Source organism: Streptomyces sp. NPDC014801, assembly GCF_043082085.1.
GTDB lineage: Bacteria > Actinomycetota > Actinomycetes > Streptomycetales > Streptomycetaceae > Streptomyces.
On the sequence record NZ_JBIBXG010000003.1, the window covers coordinates 75,496 to 95,737 of the forward strand.

Annotated in this window: 21 protein-coding genes; 12 read left to right on the forward strand and 9 right to left on the reverse strand. The window is 74.2% G+C overall.

What is annotated here, in order from left to right:
* Positions 1-56: 56 nt before the first annotated feature.
* On the reverse strand, positions 57-656 hold the full coding sequence (locus ACF1AL_RS07080; RefSeq protein WP_391825491.1) for a DUF4240 domain-containing protein: 600 nt from the start codon (positions 654-656) through the stop codon (positions 57-59).
* A gap of 165 nt (positions 657-821) precedes the next feature.
* Between ACF1AL_RS07080 and lpdA the strand changes: the two genes are divergently transcribed.
* Positions 822-2,234: a dihydrolipoyl dehydrogenase gene (lpdA, locus tag ACF1AL_RS07085; RefSeq protein WP_391702028.1), complete on the forward strand. Its 1,413-nt coding sequence runs from the start codon at positions 822-824 to the stop codon at positions 2,232-2,234.
* Here the strand turns inward: lpdA and ACF1AL_RS07090 are convergent.
* Together ACF1AL_RS07090 and ACF1AL_RS07095 are read right to left on the reverse strand one after the other, a co-directional pair.
* A complete protein-coding gene (locus ACF1AL_RS07090; RefSeq protein WP_391825714.1) occupies positions 2,224-3,369 on the reverse strand; it encodes an MFS transporter in 1,146 nt (381 codons plus the stop codon). The genes lpdA and ACF1AL_RS07090 overlap by 11 nt on opposite strands.
* A 31-nt stretch (positions 3,370-3,400) precedes the next feature.
* Positions 3,401-3,757 (reverse strand): metalloregulator ArsR/SmtB family transcription factor, encoded by a 357-nt coding sequence (locus tag ACF1AL_RS07095; protein ID WP_366836461.1) that lies wholly within the window; start codon positions 3,755-3,757, stop codon positions 3,401-3,403.
* A 67-nt stretch (positions 3,758-3,824) separates the two neighbouring features.
* Between ACF1AL_RS07095 and ACF1AL_RS07100 the strand changes: the two genes are divergently transcribed.
* The 8 genes from ACF1AL_RS07100 (at position 3,825) to ACF1AL_RS07135 (ending at position 12,059) form a co-directional block, all read left to right on the forward strand.
* Complete coding sequence (locus ACF1AL_RS07100; protein ID WP_391825492.1) at positions 3,825-5,738, forward strand: heavy metal translocating P-type ATPase; 1,914 nt, start codon at positions 3,825-3,827, stop codon at positions 5,736-5,738.
* A 61-nt stretch (positions 5,739-5,799) separates the two neighbouring features.
* Positions 5,800-7,269, forward strand: coding sequence for an AlkA N-terminal domain-containing protein (locus ACF1AL_RS07105; RefSeq protein WP_391825715.1), 1,470 nt, complete (start codon positions 5,800-5,802; stop codon positions 7,267-7,269).
* 8 nt (positions 7,270-7,277) lie between these two features.
* A complete protein-coding gene (locus ACF1AL_RS07110) occupies positions 7,278-7,760 on the forward strand; it encodes a methylated-DNA--[protein]-cysteine S-methyltransferase (protein WP_391825493.1) in 483 nt (160 codons plus the stop codon).
* 109 nt (positions 7,761-7,869) lie between these two features.
* Positions 7,870-8,046, forward strand: a complete 177-nt coding sequence (locus ACF1AL_RS07115; protein ID WP_386417261.1) for a hypothetical protein — start codon at positions 7,870-7,872, stop codon at positions 8,044-8,046.
* Positions 8,047-8,386: 340 nt separating this feature from the next.
* Complete coding sequence (locus ACF1AL_RS07120) at positions 8,387-9,025, forward strand: hypothetical protein (protein ID WP_391825494.1); 639 nt, start codon at positions 8,387-8,389, stop codon at positions 9,023-9,025.
* Positions 9,026-9,159: 134 nt separating this feature from the next.
* Positions 9,160-9,417 carry a ferredoxin gene (locus ACF1AL_RS07125; RefSeq protein ID WP_391658093.1) on the forward strand — a complete coding sequence of 86 codons (258 nt, stop codon included), beginning with the start codon at positions 9,160-9,162 and terminating at the stop codon, positions 9,415-9,417.
* Positions 9,407-10,798, forward strand: coding sequence for an NAD(P)/FAD-dependent oxidoreductase (locus ACF1AL_RS07130; RefSeq protein WP_391825495.1), 1,392 nt, complete (start codon positions 9,407-9,409; stop codon positions 10,796-10,798). The genes ACF1AL_RS07125 and ACF1AL_RS07130 overlap by 11 nt, the downstream gene beginning before the upstream one ends.
* Positions 10,799-10,823: 25 nt before the next feature.
* Positions 10,824-12,059 carry a cytochrome P450 gene (locus ACF1AL_RS07135; RefSeq protein WP_386585344.1) on the forward strand — a complete coding sequence of 412 codons (1,236 nt, stop codon included), beginning with the start codon at positions 10,824-10,826 and terminating at the stop codon, positions 12,057-12,059.
* A 31-nt stretch (positions 12,060-12,090) separates the two neighbouring features.
* On the opposite strand, the gene ACF1AL_RS07140 is transcribed toward ACF1AL_RS07135, so the two are convergent.
* Positions 12,091-12,834: an NAD-dependent deacetylase gene (locus tag ACF1AL_RS07140; protein ID WP_391658096.1), complete on the reverse strand. Its 744-nt coding sequence runs from the start codon at positions 12,832-12,834 to the stop codon at positions 12,091-12,093.
* 191 nt (positions 12,835-13,025) lie between these two features.
* Here ACF1AL_RS07140 and ACF1AL_RS07145 point away from each other — a divergent pair, with 191 nt between their 5' ends.
* Both ACF1AL_RS07145 and ACF1AL_RS07150 read left to right on the forward strand, forming a co-directional pair.
* Positions 13,026-13,598, forward strand: a complete 573-nt coding sequence (locus tag ACF1AL_RS07145; RefSeq protein ID WP_391825496.1) for a GNAT family N-acetyltransferase — start codon at positions 13,026-13,028, stop codon at positions 13,596-13,598.
* Positions 13,599-13,792: 194 nt separating this feature from the next.
* A complete protein-coding gene (locus ACF1AL_RS07150) occupies positions 13,793-13,993 on the forward strand; it encodes a DUF2191 domain-containing protein (protein WP_391825497.1) in 201 nt (66 codons plus the stop codon).
* A 150-nt stretch (positions 13,994-14,143) separates the two neighbouring features.
* Here ACF1AL_RS07150 and ACF1AL_RS07155 read toward each other — a convergent pair whose 3' ends face one another.
* Complete coding sequence (locus ACF1AL_RS07155; protein ID WP_391695262.1) at positions 14,144-14,635, reverse strand: NUDIX domain-containing protein; 492 nt, start codon at positions 14,633-14,635, stop codon at positions 14,144-14,146.
* 180 nt (positions 14,636-14,815) lie between these two features.
* A complete protein-coding gene (locus ACF1AL_RS07160; RefSeq protein WP_391825498.1) occupies positions 14,816-15,907 on the reverse strand; it encodes an ADP-ribosylglycohydrolase family protein in 1,092 nt (363 codons plus the stop codon).
* A 156-nt stretch (positions 15,908-16,063) separates the two neighbouring features.
* On the opposite strand from ACF1AL_RS07160, the gene ACF1AL_RS07165 reads away from it, so the two are divergent.
* The gene (locus tag ACF1AL_RS07165) at positions 16,064-17,215 is read left to right on the forward strand and encodes a glycerate kinase (RefSeq protein ID WP_391825499.1); all 1,152 of its coding nucleotides are present in this window, start codon (positions 16,064-16,066) and stop codon (positions 17,213-17,215) included.
* A 4-nt stretch (positions 17,216-17,219) separates the two neighbouring features.
* Here the strand turns inward: ACF1AL_RS07165 and ACF1AL_RS07170 are convergent, their stop codons facing one another.
* The 3 genes from ACF1AL_RS07170 to ACF1AL_RS07180 form a co-directional block, all read right to left on the reverse strand.
* The gene (locus ACF1AL_RS07170; RefSeq protein WP_391825500.1) at positions 17,220-18,449 is read right to left on the reverse strand and encodes an alpha/beta fold hydrolase; all 1,230 of its coding nucleotides are present in this window, start codon (positions 18,447-18,449) and stop codon (positions 17,220-17,222) included.
* 177 nt (positions 18,450-18,626) lie between these two features.
* On the reverse strand, positions 18,627-19,442 hold the full coding sequence (gene pssA, locus ACF1AL_RS07175; RefSeq protein ID WP_384206095.1) for a CDP-diacylglycerol--serine O-phosphatidyltransferase: 816 nt from the start codon (positions 19,440-19,442) through the stop codon (positions 18,627-18,629).
* A gap of 22 nt (positions 19,443-19,464) precedes the next feature.
* On the reverse strand, positions 19,465-20,121 hold the full coding sequence (locus ACF1AL_RS07180) for a phosphatidylserine decarboxylase (RefSeq protein WP_103783614.1): 657 nt from the start codon (positions 20,119-20,121) through the stop codon (positions 19,465-19,467).
* Positions 20,122-20,242 lie beyond the last annotated feature (121 nt).

Below are 20,242 nucleotides of genomic sequence, written 5' to 3' on the forward strand. Positions count from 1 at the left end.
CGCCCCCGGCCGACCACGCCCCCGGCCGGGGCCCACGGCTCGGAAGGACGCGGGGCTCACCGTAGGGAGCCGTGCGTGGAGGGAAGGAGCGCGCCGAGCCGGGGCAGCCGCCGGGCGAGTCGCACCGGGTCGCGCACGTCCCACCGCGTGCCCCGCGGCTCCCGCCCCGGATCACACCCCCCGCCGCCCGCGTCCACGGCGTCGTGGAACGCCTCCTCGCACGCGTCGCCGCCGCCGGTGCGCAGGGCGTAGGCCTCCATGGCGACGTAGTCCAGGCACTCCCACTCGGGCAGCAGCGCCTCGTCGCCGCCGCCTCGCGGCCACTCCTGCGCCAGCCGCCGTATCTCCGCCGTCCCGGCCAGGGTGTCCGGATCGGCCACCGCCCGGTCGAAGACGTCCCGTCCGAGCCCGACCAGCCACAGCCGGAAGTCGGTGAACCCGTCGTCCGAGCACCAGCCGAGGATGTGGTCCGCCGCCGCCCACACCTCCCAGGTGAAGGCCTCCTCGGTCACCGCGTCCAGGCACGTCTGGAAGCCCACGATCTCCTCGGCCGGTCTGCGGCACAGCTCCTGCCGCAGCCACGCCAGGCGCTCGTCGCGGCCGGGCGCGCGGCGCCCGGACTCCTCCACGAGCGCCCAGAAGCAGTCGATCTCCATGGGCTCACTGTGTCACCCGCCACCGACAGCGCCGCTGTGGCCGCAAGGACCAAGATCACACCCGTCCTGCGGGTGAGATCCGCGATCGGCGTGGCGGCAAGGCGTCCGGGGAGAAACAATCCGTGGGACAGCACTTTCACGGCGATCCCGAAAAGGAAGTCCCCCATGGTCGAGCAGGACGAGCGCTTCGACGTCGTGGTCCTCGGCGCGGGCCCCGGCGGCTACGTGGCCGCGATCCGCGCCGCGCAGCTGGGCAAGCGCGTCGCCGTCGTCGAGGAGAAGTACTGGGGCGGCGTCTGCCTGAACGTCGGCTGCATCCCCACCAAGGCGCTGCTGCGCAACGCCGAGCTCGCGCACATCGTCACCCGTGAGGCGAAGACCTTCGGCATCAAGTCCGACAGCCCGATCAGCTTCGACTACGGCGAGGCCTTCCGCCGCAGCCGCCGCGTCGCCGACGGCCGGGTCAAGGGCGTCCACTACCTGATGAAGAAGAACAAGATCACGGAGTTCGACGGCCGTGGTTCCTTCGTCGACGACCACACCCTCCAGGTCACCGACTACGAGGGCAACACCCGCACGATCGGCTTCGACAACTGCATCATCGCCACCGGCGCCACCCCGAAGCTGCTGCCCGGCACCAAGCGCAGCGCCCGCGTGGTGACCTACGAGGAGCAGATCCTCGCCGAGGACCTCCCGCAGTCCATCGTCATCGCCGGCGCCGGCGCGATCGGCATCGAGTTCGCCTACGTGCTGCACAACTACGGCGTGAAGGTCACGATCGTCGAGTTCCTGGACCGGATGGCCCCGCTGGAGGACGCCGAGGTCTCCGCGGAGCTGGCCAAGCAGTACCGCAAGCTGGGCATCGACGTGCTCACCTCCACCCGGGTCGACGCCATCGACGAGTCCGGCCCGCAGGTCCGCGTCACCGTCACCGCCAAGGACGGCTCCCAGCGGGTGCTGGAGGCCGACAAGGTGCTCCAGGCGCTCGGTTTCGCCCCGAACGTCGAGGGCTACGGCCTGGAGAACACCGGCGTCAAGGTCACCGACCGCGGCGCGATCGACGTCGACGGCCGGTGCCGCACCTCCGTGCCGCACATCTACGCGATCGGCGACGTCACCGCCAAGCTGATGCTCGCCCACGCCGCCGAGGCCATGGGTGTGGTCGCCGCCGAGACCATCGCGGACGCGGAGACCATGGAGCTGGACTACGCGATGATCCCGCGCGCCACCTACTGCCAGCCGCAGATCGCCAGCTTCGGCTACACCGAGGCCCAGGCCCGCGACCTCGGCTACGACGTGAAGGTCGCGAAGTTCCCCTTCACCGCCAACGGCAAGGCGCACGGCCTCGGCGACTCCACCGGCTTCGTCAAGCTGATCAGCGACGCGAAGTACGGCGAGCTGATCGGCGGCCACCTCATCGGCCCCGACGTCACCGAGCTGCTGCCCGAGCTGACCCTGGCCCAGCAGTGGGACCTGACCGTCCACGAGGTCGCCCGCAACGTCCACGCCCACCCGACGCTGGGCGAGGCGGTCAAGGAGGCGGTCCACGGACTCGCCGGGCACATGATCAACTTCTAGCGCGGGGCGCCGGTGCCCGTCTGGTGAGGGCGAGCACCGGCCCGAGCGCCAGCAGCACCGCCAGGGCGGCGTACCCGTAGGCCAGGGTCGCCGCCGAGGCGACGGCGGCGACCAGCAACGGCCCGCCCGCATCGCCCAGTTCCCGGCCCAGCTCGGCCGCGCCCATGGTCTGCCCCAGCCGCTCCTTCGGCGCCCCGGCGGCCAGCACGGCGAACCCCAGCGGCGTGATCAGGCCGGTGCCGACGCCGATCAGCGCCGCGGCGAGCAGCACGCCCACGAGCCCCGGGAGCATCGCGCACGCCAGCCCGGCCGCCGCGAGCAGCAGTCCCGCGCCCAGCCCGGGGCCCGCGCGCAGCCGCCCCGCGTCCAGCGCCCGCCCGGCCCGTGGCTGCACCACGGCCGCACAGGCCGCCAGCACCGACACCGCCGCCCCCGTGGCCACCGCGCCCAGCCCGGCCGCCCGCCCGGACACCGGCAGGAAACCCACCCCGGCCGACAGCGCGGCCGTCGCCCCGGCCAGCGCCGCCGTCGGCACCAGGAACACCGGATCGGCCAGCCGGCGCGCCAGGTCCAGCACGGTCTGCCGTCGCCTCGGCAGCGGCGGTACGACGGGGACGGCGGCCCAGGCCCAGGCGGCCACGGCGGCGCCGAGCACCGCGAGCACCGCGAACAGCAGCCGCAGCCCGCCGGCCCACACCAGCACCCCGCCCAGCAGCGGGCCCAGCGTGTAGCCGACGGACTTGAAGAAGCCGTAACCGCCGAAGGCGCGCCCCTGCTTCGCCGCCGGGTTCAGCCGGGACACCAGCGCCGAGGCCGACGGGGAGAACGCCGAGGCCGCGGCCCCCTGCCCGAGCCGCGCCGCCCACAGCCACCCGGGGGAGTCCACGGCGACGTACAGCGCGGAGGCGGCGGCGAAGGCGAGCAGTCCGCCGAGCAGCACCACACGTGCCCCGACACGGTCGGCGAGCGTGCCGAACAGGGGCTTGAGCAGCACCTCGGCGCCGTCGTACAGGGCCAGCAGCCCGCCGAGGACGAGCAGGGAGGTGACGGCGTCCGCGTCGGCGGCGCCGAGGTTCGCGGCGATGCCGTGCGCCCCGAAGGCGGTGGTGAACCCGGCCGCGTACAGCGGCCCCATGACCCGGCGCGGCGGCGTCCCGGGCGGCGCCTCAGTCGGCGGCGTCACTGATCCCCAGCCGCAGGTGCTCCACGTGGTAGACGGCCTGGTCGAGGAGTTCGGCCACGTGGTGGTCGTGCAGCGCGTAGACGACGGAGCGGCCGCGCCGCTCGCCGACCACCAGCCCGAGGTTGCGCAGCAGCCGCAGCTGGTGCGAGCACGCGGACTGCTCCATGCCGACCTCGGCCGCCAACTCGGTCGCGGGCAGCGGGCCTTCGCGCAGCCGCGCGAGGATCAGCAGGCGGGAGGGGGTGGACAGGGCCTGGAGGGTGGTGGCCACCTTGGCGACGTTGGCCGCGTCCAGGCGGACGCGCTCGGCTGCGGTGGTGGTGACGGCTCCATGACCCATGGGCGTATCCTACCCACCCCATATGAACAGATGAATGAGTCTTCATGTGTTCCTGTAGGGTGGCCGGGTGTCCGCGATCCTCGCCCCCGCACCCGCCCCGTCCGCCCCGCCCTCCGCGCCGCGCCGCCGCACCCGCGTCCTCGCCCTGCCCGAGGCGCGCTGGGCGCTCGCGGCCACGGCCGCCTTCCTGCTGGGCCTCGCCCTCGACCTGGCCGGCCTGCCGCCCGCCGTGTACGGCGGCCTGTACGCCGTCGCCTACGTCTGCGGCGGCTGGGAACCGGCCCTGGAGGGCCTGCGCGCCCTGCGCGAGAAGACCCTCGACGTCGACCTGCTGATGATCGTCGCCGCGCTCGGCGCCGCCGCGATCGGACAGGTCCTGGACGGCGCCCTGCTGATCGTCATCTTCGCCACCTCCGGCGCCCTGGAGGCCCTGGCCACCGCCCGCACCGCCGACTCCGTGCGCGGCCTGCTCGACCTCGCCCCCGCCACCGCCACCCGGCTCACCGCGCACGGCGAGGAGAGCGTCCCGGCCGCCGAACTGGCCGTCGGCGACGTGCTGCTGGTCCGCCCCGGCGAGCGCATCGGCGCCGACGGCACCGTCCTGGACGGCACCAGCGAGGCCGACCAGGCGAGCATCACCGGCGAACCCCTGCCCGTCGTCAAGCGCCCCGGCGACGAGGTCTTCGCCGGCACCCTCAACGGCACCGGCGCCCTGCGCGTCCGCGTCGACCGCGACCCCGCCGACTCGGTCATCGCCCGGATCGTCACCCTCGTCGAGGAGGCCTCCCGGACCAAGGCGCCGACCCAGCTGTTCATCGAGAGGATCGAGCAGCGCTACGCCGTCGGCGTGGTCGCCGCCACCCTCGCGGTCTTCGCCGTCCCGCTCGCCTTCGGCGCCGGCCTCACCGACGCGCTGCTGCGCGCCATGACCTTCATGATCGTCGCCTCGCCGTGCGCGGTGGTCCTCGCGACGATGCCGCCGCTGCTGTCCGCCATCGCCAACGCCGGCCGGCACGGCGTCCTGGTGAAGTCCGCCGTCGCCATGGAACGCCTCGGCGAGGTCGACTCCGCCGCCCTGGACAAGACCGGCACCCTCACCGAGGGCGCCCCCGAGGTCACCGCCGTCACCCCGCTGCCCGCCGCCGGCCTGGACGCCGACGCTCTCCTCGCGCTCGCCGCGGCCGCCGAGCACCCCAGCGAGCACCCGCTGGCCCGGGCGATCGTGGCCGCCGCCCGCGCCCGGGGCCTGCGGCTCGCCCCCGCCGAGGACTTCACGGCCACCCCCGGCCGCGGCGTCGAGGCCCTGGTCGGCGGCCACCGGGTGAGCGTCGGCCGCGGCGAGGGCGAGGGCGGCACCGTGGTCCGCGTCCGCCGGGACGGGGAGGCCGTCGGCACGCTCACCCTCACCGACCGGCTGCGCGCCGACGCCCCGCAGGCCACCGCCGCGCTCACCGCGCTGACCGGCGCCGCGCCCGTCCTGCTCACCGGCGACAGCGCGCACGCCGCGGCCCGCGTGGCCGAGGCCACCGGCATCACCGACGTCCGCGCCGGGCTGCTGCCCGAGGACAAGGTCACGGCCGTACGGCAGGAACAGCAGGCCGGGCGCAGGGTGCTGTTCGTCGGGGACGGCGTCAACGACGCGCCCGCCCTCGCCGCCGCGCACGCCGGTGTCGCCCTCGGCCACGCGGGCTCCGACCTCGCGCTGGAGACCGCGGACGCCGTCGTGGTGCGCGACGAGCTGACCGCCGTCCCGGCCCTCGTCCGGCTCTCCCGCCACGCCCGTCGCCTGGTCACCCAGAACCTCGTCCTCGCCGGGGTCTTCATCACCGGCCTGGTGCTGTGGGACCTGCTCGGGCACCTGCCGCTGCCGCTCGGCGTCGCCGGACACGAGGGCTCCACCGTGCTCGTCGGCCTCAACGGGCTGCGGCTGCTGCGCGAGTCCGCCTGGCGAACCGGCGAGGTCCAGCCCACGCGGCGTTGATGTCGGATTCCCGCCAGCCCGGCAGGCGCGCGTGGCCGATGCTGGAGCCATGCAGAACGGGATGCACACCGACCGGGAGCGGTGCGTGCGCGCCGTCCAGTCCAAGGACGCGCGCTTCGACGGCTGGTTCTACACCGCCGTCCTGACCACCCGCATCTACTGCCGGCCCAGCTGTCCGGTCGTGCCGCCGAAGCCCGCGAACATGACCTTCTACCCGAGCGCGGCCGCCTGCCAGCAGGCCGGCTTCCGCGCCTGCAAGCGCTGCCGGCCCGACACCAGCCCCGGCTCGCCCGAGTGGAACCAGCGCGCCGACCTCACCGCCCGCGCCATGCGCCTGATCGCCGACGGCGTCGTCGACCGCGAGGGCGTGCCCGGCCTCGCCGCCCGCCTCGGCTACAGCACCCGCCAGGTCGAACGCCAGCTGCTCGCCGAGCTGGGCGCCGGGCCGCTCGCCCTGGCCCGCGCCCAGCGCGCCCAGACCGCGCGCCTGCTCATCGAGACCACCCCGCTGCCGATGGCCGACATCGCCTTCGCCTCCGGCTTCTCCTCCATCCGCACCTTCAACGACACCGTCCGCGAGGTCTTCGCCCTCACCCCGAGCGAACTGCGCGCCCGCGTGCCGAAGAGCGCCGCGCCGGCCGCGCCCGGCACCCTGTCGCTGCGCCTGCCGTTCCGCGCCCCGCTCAACCCGGACAACCTCTTCGGCCACCTCGCCGCGACCGCCGTCCCCGGCGTGGAGGAGTGGCGGGACGGCTCCTACCGGCGCACGCTGCGGCTGCCGTACGGGCACGGCATCGCCGCCCTCACCCCGCGGCCCGACCACATCGCCTGCCGCCTCACCCTCACCGACCTGCGCGACCTCACCGTCGCCATCAGCCGTTGCCGGCGCCTGCTCGACCTGGACGCCGACCCGGTCGCCATCGACGACGCGCTGCGCGCCGACCCGCTGCTCGCCCCCCTGGTCGACAAGGCGCCCGGCCGGCGCGTGCCCCGCACGGTCGACGAGGCGGAGTTCGCCGTGCGGGCCGTGCTCGGCCAGCAGGTGTCCACCGCGGCCGCCCGCACCCACGCGGCCCGGCTCGCCACCGCCCACGGCGAACCGGTCACCGACCCCGAGGGCGGCCTCACCCGCCTCTTCCCGGACCCCGCGGCGCTCGCGGCGGTGGACCCCGAGACCCTCGCCATGCCCCGCACCCGCCCCACCACCTTCACCACCCTGGTCCGGCATCTGGCCGACGGCTCCCTCCACCTGGGCGTGGAGAGCGACTGGGCCGAGGCCCGCGCCCGGCTGCTGCAGCTGCCCGGCTTCGGCCCCTGGACGGTCGACGTCATCGCCATGCGCGCCCTCGGCGACCCCGACGCCTTCCTCCCCACCGACCTCGGCATCCGGCGCGCGGCCGCCGAACTCGGCCTGCCCGCCACCCCGGCCGCCCTCACGGCCCGCGCGGCGGCCTGGCGCCCCTGGCGGGCCTACGCCGTGCAGTACCTGTGGGCGACCGACGACCACCCCATCAACTTCCTTCCCGTATGAGGACGTCCATGAAGCAGCACACCGTGATCGACAGCCCGTGCGGTCCGCTCACCCTCGTCGCCGACGACGGCGTCCTGTGCGGGCTGTACATGACCGAGCAACGCCACCGCCCGGCCGAGGAGACCTTCGGCGACCGCGACCCCACGCCCTTCACCGAGGCCGAGGAGCAGCTGAAGGCGTACTTCGCGGGCGAGTTGCGGCACTTCACCCTGGAACTACGCCTGCACGGCACGCCGTTCCAGCGGGCGGTGTGGGAGCAGCTGCGGGCCATCCCCTACGGCGAGCGGCGCACGTACGGCGAACTCGCGGCCGCCCTCGGCGCACCGGGCGCCTCCCGCGCGGTCGGCCTCGCCAACGGCAAGAACCCCGTCGGCATCATCGTCCCCTGCCACCGCGTCGTCGGCGCCGACGGCGCCCTCACCGGGTACGGCGGCGGGCTGCACCGCAAGCGGCAGCTGCTGGACTTCGAGTGCGGTGCGGCGCTCTTCTGACCGGCGTGCGCACGTGCTGTGCAGATTCCCCGGAGACGCCCAAGGACCGGAGTCTGCCGCTCCGCACCCGTGTTTGGATCTTCCGGAAGCCAGTACGAAGGGAAGAGCCATGAACTCCGCATTCCAGGTCGAGACCGCCGAGATCCCCGAGGCCGACCTCGACACCGTCGCCGGCGGTCTGGCCGTGCACGTCGGCGTGGGCGCCGGCGTCGCCGCCGGCGGTGTCCTGCCGCAGGTCGGCGAGCTCGAGGTGGGCGCCCACGTCTGCGTCGACGTGACGGTCTGACCCGCGGCCTGCCGGCCAGGTGCCCGCGCCTCCCGCACCCCACGACACACGACGGGGCACGGGAGACGCGGGCACCTGCGCGTCCCGGCCCCGTGCCGGGGCGCGGACGCCGCGGGGCACCCTCGCGCCGCCGCACTGCGACAGGCCATGGGCACCCCCACGTCTCCACCCCGCGACCGGCCTCGGGCACCTGCGCGTCATCGCCCGGGCCGCGCCCGCCCACCGGTGACCCTGACCCGCATGGCCCATCGGCGTCTTCCTCCCGGGTGACCCCGGTGGCGTGCGCCTCGCCCTCGCTGGTGTCTGGACGAAGGACCAGCGGCCGGAGAGCGGGAGACCCATGCAGCGCACACACCAGCGCCTCGCGACCCCCCGGGCGGCCGGGGCGGCCGGGGTGGTTTTCGCGATCCTGACGGCCGCCGCGATCGTCCTGGTGCGCCTCGCCCTGCCCGGCGGCGCCGACGGCGGCGACGTCACCGCCGACGCCGGACAGCGCAGTGCCCTGCGGACGGCGCTGGCGCTGCTCCCGTTCGCCGGGATCGCCTTCCTGTGGTTCATGGGCGCCCTGCGCGAGCAGGCCGGCGAGGGCGAGGACCGGTTCGTCTCCACCGTGTTCCTCGGCAGCGGCCTGCTCTTCGTCGCCACCCTCTTCGCCGCAGCCGCGGCGGCCGGGTCCGTGCTGGACGCGAGCGGGCAGGGCTCGGGCTTCGGCCGCCACCTGGCCTACGCCCTGCTGACCACCTACGCCCTGCGCATGGCCGCGGTGTTCGTCCTCACCGCCTCGACCATCGGCCGCCGGCTCGGCATCCTGCCCCGCCCGCTCGTCCTCCTCGGCAACCTCGTGGGCCTGACGCTGCTCGTGGTGGGGTCGAACGTGCCCTGGTCCGAACTGGTCTTCCCGGGCTGGGCGCTGGTCCTCGGCCTGTACATCCTGCGCGGCCGGCGCCCCGCGACGGCACGGCCCGCCGCCCCGGCCTGACCCGGCCCCGCCCTGCGGCCCCCCGTCTCGGGCCGCCGCTCACCCGAACGGTCCGTGCTCCGTCGCCGTGCGCCGACCGCGCGCCGACAGTGGTCGCAGAAGGGGTGACCGGGCCGGCTGAGAGGAACGAGTCCGTGGTCAGGATTGCCGTCGATCTGAACCGCTGCCAGGGGTACGCGCAGTGCGCCTTCCTCGCACCGGAGGTCTTCGCCATGCACGGCGACGAAGCGCTGCTGTACGACCCGGACGTCGACGACGCCCAGCGCCACAAGCTCGCCCAGGCCACCGCGGCCTGCCCGGTCCAGGCCATCCTCGTCGACGCCGTGGACGGCCCGGCCCCCGCCGGGAGCGCCGCGGACGCCTCGGGAGAGGCGGTGTCCCGTGCCCGGTGACGGATCCCTGGAGTGGCTGCGGCGCGAGGGCCGCATCGTCGTCGTCGGCGCCTCGCTGGCCGGCCTGCGCGCCGCCGAGACCCTGCGGGCCAAGGGCTTCACCGGATCACTGACCATGATCGGCGACGAACCCCACGAGCCGTACGACCGGCCCCCGCTGTCCAAGCAGGTACTGCTCGGCCGGGCCCGCGCCGACCGCACCGCGCTGCCCCGGCTGCGCTCCCTGGACGCCACCTGGCGGCTCGGCGTGGCGGCCACCGGCCTGGACATGGGCGCCCGCCGGGTGCGCCTCGCCGACGGCGACGAGGTGCCCTACGACCGGCTGCTGATCGCCACCGGGGTACGGGCGCGCCCCTGGCCGAACCCCGACGAGGCCGAGCTGGACGGCGTCTTCGTGCTGCGGGACCGCGACGACAGCCTCGCCCTCGCCCGGCGGCTGGACGCCGGGCCCCGCCGGGTCCTGGTCATCGGCGCCGGGTTCACCGGCTCGGAGATCGCCTCCGCCTGCCGTGAGCGCGGCCTGCCCGTCACCGTCGCCGAACGCGGCGCGGCCCCCCTGGTCGGTGCGCTCGGCGGGGTGGTCGGCGCGGTCGCCGCCGAGATGCAGCGCGAGCACGGCGTGGACCTGCGGTGCGGGGTCATGGTGACCGCCCTGGAGGGCGACGCGTCGGGACGGGTGCGCGCCGCACAGCTGTCCGACGGCTCCACGGTGGAGGCCGACGTGGTCGTCGTCTCCCTCGGCGCCCTCCGCAACACCGAGTGGCTCGCCGGCTCCGGGCTCGGGGCCGGCCCCCGCGGCATCGCCTGCGACGCGGGCTGCCGCGCCTTCGACATCCGCGGCATCGTCACCGACGACATCTACGCGGCCGGGGACGTCGCCCGCAGCCCTCACGCCCTGTTCGGCTACCAGTTCCTGTCCCTGGAGCACTGGGGCAACGCCGTCTCCCAGGGCCGGATCGCGGCGCACAACATGCTGAGCGAGAGCGCCGACCGCCTGCCGCACATGGAGGTGCCGGCCTTCTGGTCCTCGCAGTTCGGCGTGAACATCAAGTCGGTGGGGATCCCGTCGATGGGCACGGAGATCCTGATCACCCAGGGCTCCCTCGCGGACCACCGCTTCCTCGGCGTCTACGGCTACCAGGGGCGCGTGATCGGCGCGGTCGCCTTCGACCACGCCCGCTGGCTGCCGTTCTACCAGGAGCTGATCGAGACCACCGCGCCCTTCCCGCCGCCGTTCCCCACGGTCGACCGGCGCCCGGACGGACAGCGGCCGCTCGACGCGGACTTCCCCGACCCCTCGGTCCCCACCCACGGACCCACCGTGACCCTCAGCGGTTACGCGCCGGCCGACCGCCGGATCACCTTCACCCCGGCGCACTGACCGGCACGGCCCACGAGGACTCGCCATGACGTCATCCCTGCTGCACCAGATCCTGGACTACGCCCACCGCGCCGACCCGTACCCGCTCTACGAGGAGCTGCGGAAGACGCCCGTCCACCACGAGGGCGACGGGCCGTACGTCGTCAGCACCTACTACGAGATCCGCAGCCTCCTGCACGATCCGCGGATCAGCTCCGACGCCCGCAACCTGGCCTCGGCGGCCGCCGACCCGCTGGCCGAGGAGCCCGCCGAGGGAAGCGCCCTGCCGCCGGGCTTCCTCAAGCTCGACCCGCCGGAACACGACCGGCTGCGGCGCATGACGAACCGGCCCTTCGGCCCGCCGCACTCGCCGCACCGTGTCGACGCGATGCGCCCCGAGCTCCACGACATCGTCACCGGCCTCATCGACGGCATCGCCGACCCCGGTCGGATCGACCTGGTGGAGCAGTTCTCGTACCCGTTCCCGGTGACGGTGATCTGCCGGCTGCTCGGGGTGCCGCGGGAGGACGAGGCCCGTTTCCACACCTGGGCGGACACCCTCGCGGCGAGCCTGGACCCCGATCCGGACGCCGACCCGGGCGAGCGGGGCAAGGGTGCGCACGACGCCCGGATGCAGCTGGGCATGTACCTGGCCGGGCTGATCGAGGAGCGCCGCCGCAACCCGGGGCAGGACATGCTCTCCCAGCTGGCGACGGCCCAGGGCGGGGACGGCCCGATGACCACGATGGAGCTGCTCAGCACGGCGGCGCTGCTGCTGATCGCCGGCCACGAGACCACGGTCAACCTCATCACCAACGGCATGCTGACCCTGCTGCGCCACCCCGACGTGCTGGAGCGGCTGCGCACCGAACCCCGGCTGGCCGTGCCCCTCGTGGAGGAGCTGCTGCGCTACGAGCCGCCGGTGCAGCTGCTGCCGCAGCGCACCACCCTCGCCGACATCGAGGTCGGCGGCGTCACCATCCCCAAGGGCGCCTCGCTCTGGCTGGTCCTCGCGTCCGGCAACCGCGACCCGCGACGCTTCACCGACCCGGACCGCTTCGACCCGGGCCGCCCCGACATCCAGCACCTGGGCCTGGGCAGCGGCATCCACAGCTGCTTCGGCGCGCCGCTCGCCCGGCTGGAGACCCAGCTCGCCCTGGCCGAACTGGCCCGCAGGCTCGACAACCCGCGCCTGGTCGAGGACCCGCCCCCCTACCGCCAGAACGCCGTCCTGCGCGGACCCCGGCACCTGCACATCACCTGCGACGGGATCCGCCCCTAGGCCGCCCGGCCGCCCGGCCACCGGCCGCCCTTCACGCCCCGTCGAGGCCGCGCAGCCGCAGGTCGCGCAGGAGCCTCGGCAGGGCGGTGCCGATGGGCTCGCGCACCACCTCGTCGGCGAGTTCGTCGTACGGCGTCGGCTCGGCGTTGACGATGACGAGCCGTGCCCCGTGGTCGGCGGCGACGCCGGCGAGCCCGGCGGCGGGCTGGACCTGGAGGCTGCTGCCGACCGCGACGAAGACCTGGCAGGCCTTGCTGATCGCGACGGCCTGGCCGAGCACCATGGGGTCCAGCCGCTCGCCGAACATCACCGTCGCCGACTTCAGGATGCCGCCGCACTCCCGGCACGGCGGGTCGTCCTCACCGGCGTCGACCCGGGCGAGCGCGTCGTCCATCGAGCCGCGCGCGTGGCACCTCGTGCACACCACGCCGTGGGCGCTGCCGTGCAGTTCGAGCACCTTGCGGTCGGGCATCCCGGCGCGCTGGTGCAGCCCGTCCACGTTCTGCGTGATCACCCGCACCGGCACCCCGGAGCGCTCCAGCTCCACGACGGCCCGGTGGGCGGCGTTCGGCTCCGCGCCCAGGGCGCGGCTCGCGCGCCGCATCCGCCAGGAGCGCCGCCGGATCTCGGGATCGCTCATGTAGTACTCGTACGTCACCAGCTTCTCGGCGTCGGGGTCCCGGCGCCACAGCCCGTCGGGTCCGCGGTAGTCGGGGATTCCGGAATCGGTCGAGACACCCGCGCCGGTCAGAAGGGCGACCAGAGGCTTGCTCATGCGCCGAGCCTAGGACGGCCTCCGCGGCGGAGGCGACCGAGTATCGCCGCGCGGCCCTCGCCCCTGCCCGTGGCGCCCTCGCCCCTGCCCGTGGCGCCCTCGCCCCTGCCCCGTGGCGGCCGCCCCTGCCCACCGTGCCCGGACCGGTTAACCGATCGCCCGCGGGCGAGCCCGCGGTCTACGGTGGCGCGATGTCCGAGTGGAGAACCGAGCGGCTGTGGCTGCGGCACTGGCGGGAGTCCGACCTGGCACCGTGGGCGGCGCTGAACGCCGATCCGCAGGTACGGGAGTACTTCCCGGACGTCCTCACCCGGGAGCGGAGCGACGCGTCCGCGGCGCGTTTCCAGGCCGACCTGGAGCGGCGCGGCTGGGGCTGGTGGGCCGTCGAGGTGCGGGCGACGGGGGAGTTCATCGGGTTCTGCGGGCTGGACCCGGTGGAGGACGGCATGCCGTTCACCGGCGTGGAGGCCGGCTGGCGGCTGGCCCGCTCGGCGTGGGGCCACGGCTACGCCACCGAGGCGGCTCTCGCCGTGGTGGACTTCGGCTTCGAACGGCTCCGGCTCCCGGAGATCCTGGCCGTCACGGCGGCCGGCAACCTGCGCTCGCAGGCGGTGATGCGGCGGATCGGCATGACGTACGACCCGGCCGACGACTTCGACGACCCCGGCGTGCCCGAGGGTCCGCTGCGCCGGAGCGTGCTCTACCGGCTGCGGGCCGACAGCCGGCGCCCCTCGGGACCACCGCGGCGCACGCCGGAGGCCTGACCGGCCCGGGCCCGCGCTGCTAGGGGGTGTCTCGTCGATCACGCCGGGCTCGCGGCGCCTGGCACCGCACCTCGCCGCGTTGTCGTCGGTCCCCGATGCTCCGCATCGACTCCCTCCTCCGCCTTGCGATGCACGGCACCAGACGCCGCTCCCTGATCCGGCCTGATCGACGAGACACCCCCTAGGGTCCGCGCATGGCCAAGGTCACCGTTTCGCTCGATGCCGAACTCGTCGTCGAGGTCATGGTTCTGGCGGGCGTCGGCAGCCCCCAGGACGCCGTCGAGCTCGTGGACCGCGACCACATCGCCCGCGGCCACCGCACGGAGGCCCACGTGGCCGCCCGCGACGAGTCACTGCGCGAGATCGACGCCAAGCCCCGGGACACCGAGGGCTGATCACCGGCCGCCGACCCGTCGCCGACCGAGGAACGGCGTCCGTGACGGCCCGGCGGACGGGGCGGCCCTGGGCCGACCGGCACCGGCCCTCGGCGGTGAGCCGTGGAGCGCGTACGGCAGGCCGACGGCCTCGGACGCGTCGGACCCGCGTCAGCCCACCCGGTGGCCGTTCTCCAGTTCCGCCGTGCCCGTGCCCTCCGCGAGGACGTCCAGCGCGGCCAGGACACGGTGACCCAGGGCGCCGGGGAGGTGGTCGAGCAGGTCCCCGCGCTCCACCAGCCGCCAGGACAGCAGCTCCTCCTCCTGCAGCCGGATCGCCTTGAACTCCTCCTCGCTCAGCACACCGCCGTCGTACAGGTACGCCACCAGCGGCGGCCGGCCCGGGCCGCGCACCCAGTCGACGGCGAGCAGCCGGCCCAGCGGCCGGTCCAGGCCGATCTCCTCCAGCGTCTCGCGCCGCGCGCCCTCCCGGGGCGTCTCGCCGTCGTCGGACTCGATCGTGCCGCCGGGCAGCGCCCAGCCCTCGCGGTAGTTGGGCTCCACCAGCAGCACGCGGCCCTCGGCGTCCCGGAACAGGGCCGCCGCACCGGCCAGGACGCGGGGCAGAGAGGCGATGTACGTCGCGAAGTCTGGAGTGGTCATCCTGGAAGGGTAACCAGCCACCGGCAGCCACCCACCTCCCGTCGCCCCGCGCTCCGGATCACGCGGGGAGGGGGCCGGGGCACGCCGTCCCCGCCCGGAGTCACCCGGCGCTCGCCGGGGATCACCCGGCGCCCGTCCGGAGGCGCGGCCCCCCGCCCGGCGCACGGCCCGGCGCCCGGGTCAGACCTGCGTCTCGGCCAGCCGCAGGGTCCGCTCCGCCAGCTCGCTGATCCGTACGCCGTCGAAGCCGAAGACCGCGCTGCGCACCGTGTCCTCCAGCGGCCGCGTCCACTGCGCGGGGATCGCCGCCGCGCCGGCCAGCACCCCGGCCACCGAACCCGCCGTCGCCCCGTTGGAGTCGGTGTCCAGTCCGCCGCGTACCGTCAGCGCGATGGTGCGGGTGAAGTCCCCGTCGCCGTACAGCAGGCCGGCGGTGAGGACCGCGGCGTTCGGCACGGTGTGGATCCAGTTCAGGCCCGCGGTCTCCGCCTCCAGGGTGGCCAGGGTGTCCTCCCACGGCAGGTGCGCCTCGTGCAGGGACACCACCCGGCGCACGGTGCGCGCCAGCCGGCTGCTCGCCGGGACGACCGCGAGCGCGCTCTCCAGCGCCTGCCGCGCGTCCGGCGCCGTGAACGCGGCCGCGACCAGCGCCGCCGCGAACATCGCGCCGTACACGCCGTTGCCGGTGTGCGACAGCACCGCGTCCCGGCGGGCCAGCAGCGCCGCGCGGCGCGGGGCGCCCGGAGAGGTCCAGCCGAAGACGTCCGCGCGGATGAGGGCGCCGATCCACTCCTGGTAGGGGTTGTCGTAGGTCGCGGTCAGCGGGGGCTTCAGCCCGTTGGCGAGGTTGCGGTACGCCGCCCGCTCCGCCGTGAACGTCTGCAGGTACGGCAGCCGCAGCAGCCACAGGTCGCCGACCTGCTCGGTGCTGAAGCCGAAGCCGTATGTCTCCAGCAGGTGCAGCCCGAGGATCGCGTAGTCGATGTCGTCGTCCCGGCAGCTGCCGTGCACCCGGCCGCGCACGCACATCCGCCACTCCGGCCGCAGCGGCGGGTCCTCGCCGGGGCCGCCGGGGGGCTCGGGCAGGTAGTCGGTCAGCGGGAGCGCGCCGGCCCGCCGCAGATAGCGGTCGATCCGGGCGCGGGTCCACACCTCGCCCTGCTCCACGGGCTTGCCGAGCATGTTGCCCGCGATGCGCCCCAGCCAGCCTCCGAGGATGCGGTCGGCGAGGACGCGGCCGGCCTGCTCCGGCCCGGTACCCACAGCGGTCATGGGAGAGGAGTACCCGGCCGGGGCGTCGTCCGTGCAGGCCCGCGGGTGTTCCAGGGTGCGGGCGGGGCATGACGGCGGGGGCGGACTCCGGTTATGGTCGCAGCGGCGCGACTGGCCCCGACATGCGTCGGGCCCGGAGAGCAAGGGGATAGCAAGGTGGCGGACGCTGCTGTGGAGGGCACCCGGCGGGTGCTCGTTGCCGCGGACAAGTTCAAGGGCTCGCTGACGGCGGTCGAGGTCGCCCGGCGGGTCACGGCCGGGCTGCGCCGGGTCGTACCCGACCTGGAGGTGGAGACCCTCCCCGTCGCCGACGGCGGTGACGGCACGGTCGCGGCCGCCGTGGCGGCCGGTTTCGAACGCCGGGAGGTCCGGGTCACCGGCCCGCTCGGCGAGCCGGTGACGGCTGCCTTCGCGCTGCGCGAGGGCACCGCGGTGGTGGAGATGGCCGAGGCCTCGGGCCTGCAGCTGCTTCCGGCGGGCGTCTTCGCCCCCCTGACCGCCACCACGTTCGGTTCCGGCGAGGTGCTGAAGGCCGCGCTCGACGCGGGTGCCCGCACGATCGTCTTCGGCGTGGGCGGCAGCGCCACCACCGACGGCGGCGCCGGCATGCTGGCCGCGCTCGGCGCGGTGTTCCTGGACGCCGACGGCGCGCCGGTCGGCCCCGGCGGCGGCGCCCTCGCGGACCTGGCCTCGGCCGACCTGTCGGGCGTGGACCCCCGCTTCGCCGAGGTGGACTTCGTCCTCGCCAGTGACGTGGACAACCCGCTCACCGGGCCGAAGGGCTGCGCGGCGGTGTACGGCCCGCAGAAGGGCGCCTCCGAGGAGGACGTGCGGAGGCTGGACGCGGCCCTCGCCCACTACGCGGAGGTCCTGGAGAAGGCCATCGGCCCGAAGGCCGCCGAGCTCGCCGCGTCCCCGGGCGCCGGCGGCGCGGGCGGCATCGGCTACGGCGCCCTGCTGCTCGGCGCGAGCTTCCGGCCCGGCATCGAGCTGATGCTGGAGGTGCTCGGCTTCGCCCCGGCCCTTCAGCGGGCCACGCTGGTGATCACGGGTGAGGGCTCCCTGGACGAGCAGACCCTGCACGGCAAGGCCCCGGCGGGCGTCGCGGCGGCGGCGCGCGCGGCGGACAAGGAGGTCGTCGCGGTCTGCGGCCGCCTCGCCCTCCCGCACGAGGCCCTGGGCCGCGCCGGCATCCGCCGCGCCTACCCGCTCACCGAGATCGAGCCGGACGTGGCGAAGTGCATCGCGGACGCCGGACCGATCCTGGAGCGTGTGGCGGAACGGATCGCGCAGGACTACCTGAGCTGACTTCTCAGTCCAGGGGCGTCAGGGCGCCGTCGGCGTCCCTGAAGTAGCTGCCGCTGGTCAGGCCCTCCACCTTGTGGTGCTTCAGCCACTGCTTCGACATGGTGTGCAGGGCCTGGGCCGCGGTCTCCCACACCATGGAGTGACCGGAGCCGGCGTAGCAGAACATCAGCTTCTGCGGTCCCTTGATCGCCTGGTAGAGGGCCGGGACGCTGAAGTGGATGAGCGGCGGGACCGAGGGCCCGCTGTTCGCCTGCGTGTCCAGCTCCCCGTAGACGATGAGCACGGGCACCCGGTCGCCGAGCACGGCCGTGCCCGCCGGGTTCTCGTACGGCACCGTCTGGTCGTTCCAGCCCCACCAGTAGGTGTTGCGGTAGCGATTGACGCCCGCCCGGACGCCGGGGCTGAGCTCCGGGCCCCATTTGCTGCCGACGTCGTCGCTGTCCATCATCGCCTCCCAGGCGTAGTCCTCGATGCCGGGCTCGCGCAGCGCGGGGTTGCCGTCCAGGCCGATCTTGAACCCGGCCCTGCTGCCGACGTTCATCGGGAAGCCGAAGGTGACGGCGGGCTTGGACACCGGCAGTGTCGCCGCCTCGGCGGGCCGGCCGAAGGGATCGGCGGGGTTCCCCGACCAGCGGCCCTGCGGCGGGAAGACCGGGGCGAGCAACTGCAGGCTGTTGACCTTCTCGGGGTGCTGGAGGACGTAGGGGCCCATGACGAACGCGCCCGCGGACCAGCCGATGAAGTCGATCGGCTTGTCGTTGCCCGGCAGCTTGCGGATGTACTCGACGACCGTGTCCAGCTCGAACCACTCGCTCTCGCTGTTGCCCAGCTGGTGGGCGTAGGGCGGCGGCGGTGGGCACGGCTGCGACAGCGGATAGGGGACGAGGACCTGTTGCTGCTGGGCCGGATTGGCGTTGCACGGATCGTCCATGGTCGGACGCGGTGAGCGGCCGTTGCCCTGGAGGTCCATGACGAACACGTCGTGTCCGGCCTGGGCCAGTTCCTGGGCCCAGCTGTACCGGGTGGCGGAGCCGCCGGGTACCGGCGCGAGATCGAACCCGGCGAGCGCGGCCACGCTTCTGCCGTGGAGCATCAGCACCGGCTTGTGCGACGCGCTGGATCCGTTCGGGGTGCCGTCGTACTCCCGCACGAGCAGCTCGACCGGTTCGTTGTAGTTCGCCGGGATCTTCGAGGCGAGCTTGACCTTGTGCTCCTTGAGAATGGGCGAGGGCATGGGTGACTCCCGGTGGAGGAAAATGCGGGGGGAATATCCCTTTAAGTGCCTTTATGTCCACCGTCCTCTTCCCCTGCCGCTCCGGCAACTGGGCGGTGCCCAGGGGTACTTGAACGCAAAACGGGTGTGGCCCGTGCCATCGACTGGCACGGGCCACACCCGTAGGTCGGCGAAGGGTCAGGGCAGCTGTGCCGCCCGCGCCTCACGCCGGTTGTCGCGGAAGTTGTTCACCCGGCGCGCCGTGGCGAACAGCGGGATCACCGCCCCCATCACCAGCTGCAGCGCGCAGCCGGTCTGCAGCAGCAGCTGGCCGCTCGGCGCGCCGAAGGCCCAGGCCGCGAGCAGCCCCATGCTGAGCACGATCCACGAGAGCATCGCCACCGCGAGGCGGCCTCGCGGCTTGGGGTACTCCACGCGGCTCACCATCAGCCACGCCGTACCGATGATCGCCAGCAGCGTCGCCGCGAACGGCAGCTCCAGCAGGACGATCGCGACGACCGTCAGCGCCCCGAAGGGGCTCGGCATGCCTTGGAAGGTGCCGTCCTTCACCGTCACGCACGAGAAGCGCGCGAGCCGCAGCACGACCGCCAGCAGGACGACGATCGCGCCGACCGCGGCCACTCTCTGGTGGGCGTCGTCGGCGACCATGCCGTAGACCAGCACGAAGTACGCCGGCGCCAGGCCGAAGCTGATCAGGTCCGAGAGGTTGTCCAGCTCCGCGCCCATGGGGGAGGAGCGCAGCTTGCGCGCCACCAGGCCGTCGAACAGGTCGAAGACCGCCGCGCAGAGCATCAGGATGACCGCCGTGGCCGCGCTGTGGCGGGCCATGCCGGACTCCTGGCTGCCGGTCAGGTGCGGGATCAGGATGCCGGTGGTGGTGAAGTACACCGCCATGAAGCCGCACGTGGCGTTGCCGAGGGTGAGGGTGTCCGCTATCGACAGGCGGAGGGAGAGAGGCATCTCCTCCTCGTCGTCCTCGGCCGCCTCGGGCACCCAGCCCGACTGGGTCTGCGGATCAATCACGGTCAATGCGAGTCACCCCAGCCACGGTCTTCTGACCGACCTCGACCGCCACCTCCACACCCTCCGGCAGGTAGAGGTCGACACGCGAGCCGAAGCGGATCAGACCGATCCGGTCACCCTGCTCGACCTTCGTCCCCTGCGGGATGTACGGCACGATGCGACGGGCCACCGCGCCGGCGATCTGGATCATCTCGATGTCGCCGAGTTCGGTGTCGAAATGCCAGACTACGCGCTCGTTGTTCTCGCTCTCCTTGTTGAACGCGGGAACGAAGCCGCCGGGGATGTGCTCGACCGACGTCACGGTACCGGCGAGCGGAGCGCGGTTCACGTGGACGTTGAGCGGGCTCATGAAGATCGCGACGCGGGTCCGCCCGTCCTTCCACGGCATGATGCTCTGCACCACACCGTCGGCCGGGGAGATGACCCGGCCCTGGGCGATCTCGCGCTCGGGGTCGCGGAAGAACCACAGCATCCCCGCCGCGAGCGCGGTGGCGGGAACGGCGACGGCCCGGGCGGCGCCGGAGCGGCGCGCGCGGGCCAGGCTGAGGGCTGCGGTGGCGACGGTCGGGAGAAGCCACGGCGATGCTCCGCGCGCGAGGCGTACGCCGGCTCGGCTGTCGCGAGGTGCAGAGGTTTGGCTGTGGGGCATGGATGACCTTCGTAGCGGATGATGCCGCTCTATTAGGAGGGGGACGGCGGCTTTCCGCGATCGTAGCGGTTCACGGGCACAACTGGGTAAGCCAGGCAGCCGAGTCGGCGTCCGAAGAGTG

What these genes read in the sequence shown, in the direction of transcription:
- ACF1AL_RS07160 (WP_391825498.1), bottom strand. Translation starts at nt 15,907, where the DNA reads ATGACCGCTGTGGGTACCGGGCCGGAGCAGGCCGGCCGCGTCCTCGCC.
- ACF1AL_RS07115 (WP_386417261.1), top strand. Translation starts at nt 7,870, where the DNA reads ATGAACTCCGCATTCCAGGTCGAGACCGCCGAGATCCCCGAGGCCGAC.
- ACF1AL_RS07095 (WP_366836461.1), bottom strand. Translation starts at nt 3,757, where the DNA reads ATGGGTCATGGAGCCGTCACCACCACCGCAGCCGAGCGCGTCCGCCTG.
- ACF1AL_RS07150 (WP_391825497.1), top strand. Translation starts at nt 13,793, where the DNA reads ATGGCCAAGGTCACCGTTTCGCTCGATGCCGAACTCGTCGTCGAGGTC.
- ACF1AL_RS07170 (WP_391825500.1), bottom strand. Translation starts at nt 18,449, where the DNA reads ATGCCCTCGCCCATTCTCAAGGAGCACAAGGTCAAGCTCGCCTCGAAG.
- ACF1AL_RS07140 (WP_391658096.1), bottom strand. Translation starts at nt 12,834, where the DNA reads ATGAGCAAGCCTCTGGTCGCCCTTCTGACCGGCGCGGGTGTCTCGACC.
- ACF1AL_RS07180 (WP_103783614.1), bottom strand. Translation starts at nt 20,121, where the DNA reads ATGCCCCACAGCCAAACCTCTGCACCTCGCGACAGCCGAGCCGGCGTA.
- ACF1AL_RS07145 (WP_391825496.1), top strand. Translation starts at nt 13,026, where the DNA reads ATGTCCGAGTGGAGAACCGAGCGGCTGTGGCTGCGGCACTGGCGGGAG.
- lpdA (WP_391702028.1), top strand. Translation starts at nt 822, where the DNA reads ATGGTCGAGCAGGACGAGCGCTTCGACGTCGTGGTCCTCGGCGCGGGC.
- ACF1AL_RS07155 (WP_391695262.1), bottom strand. Translation starts at nt 14,635, where the DNA reads ATGACCACTCCAGACTTCGCGACGTACATCGCCTCTCTGCCCCGCGTC.
- ACF1AL_RS07120 (WP_391825494.1), top strand. Translation starts at nt 8,387, where the DNA reads ATGCAGCGCACACACCAGCGCCTCGCGACCCCCCGGGCGGCCGGGGCG.
- ACF1AL_RS07135 (WP_386585344.1), top strand. Translation starts at nt 10,824, where the DNA reads ATGACGTCATCCCTGCTGCACCAGATCCTGGACTACGCCCACCGCGCC.
- ACF1AL_RS07105 (WP_391825715.1), top strand. Translation starts at nt 5,800, where the DNA reads ATGCACACCGACCGGGAGCGGTGCGTGCGCGCCGTCCAGTCCAAGGAC.
- ACF1AL_RS07080 (WP_391825491.1), bottom strand. Translation starts at nt 656, where the DNA reads ATGGAGATCGACTGCTTCTGGGCGCTCGTGGAGGAGTCCGGGCGCCGC.
- ACF1AL_RS07090 (WP_391825714.1), bottom strand. Translation starts at nt 3,369, where the DNA reads ATGGGGCCGCTGTACGCGGCCGGGTTCACCACCGCCTTCGGGGCGCAC.
- ACF1AL_RS07110 (WP_391825493.1), top strand. Translation starts at nt 7,278, where the DNA reads ATGAAGCAGCACACCGTGATCGACAGCCCGTGCGGTCCGCTCACCCTC.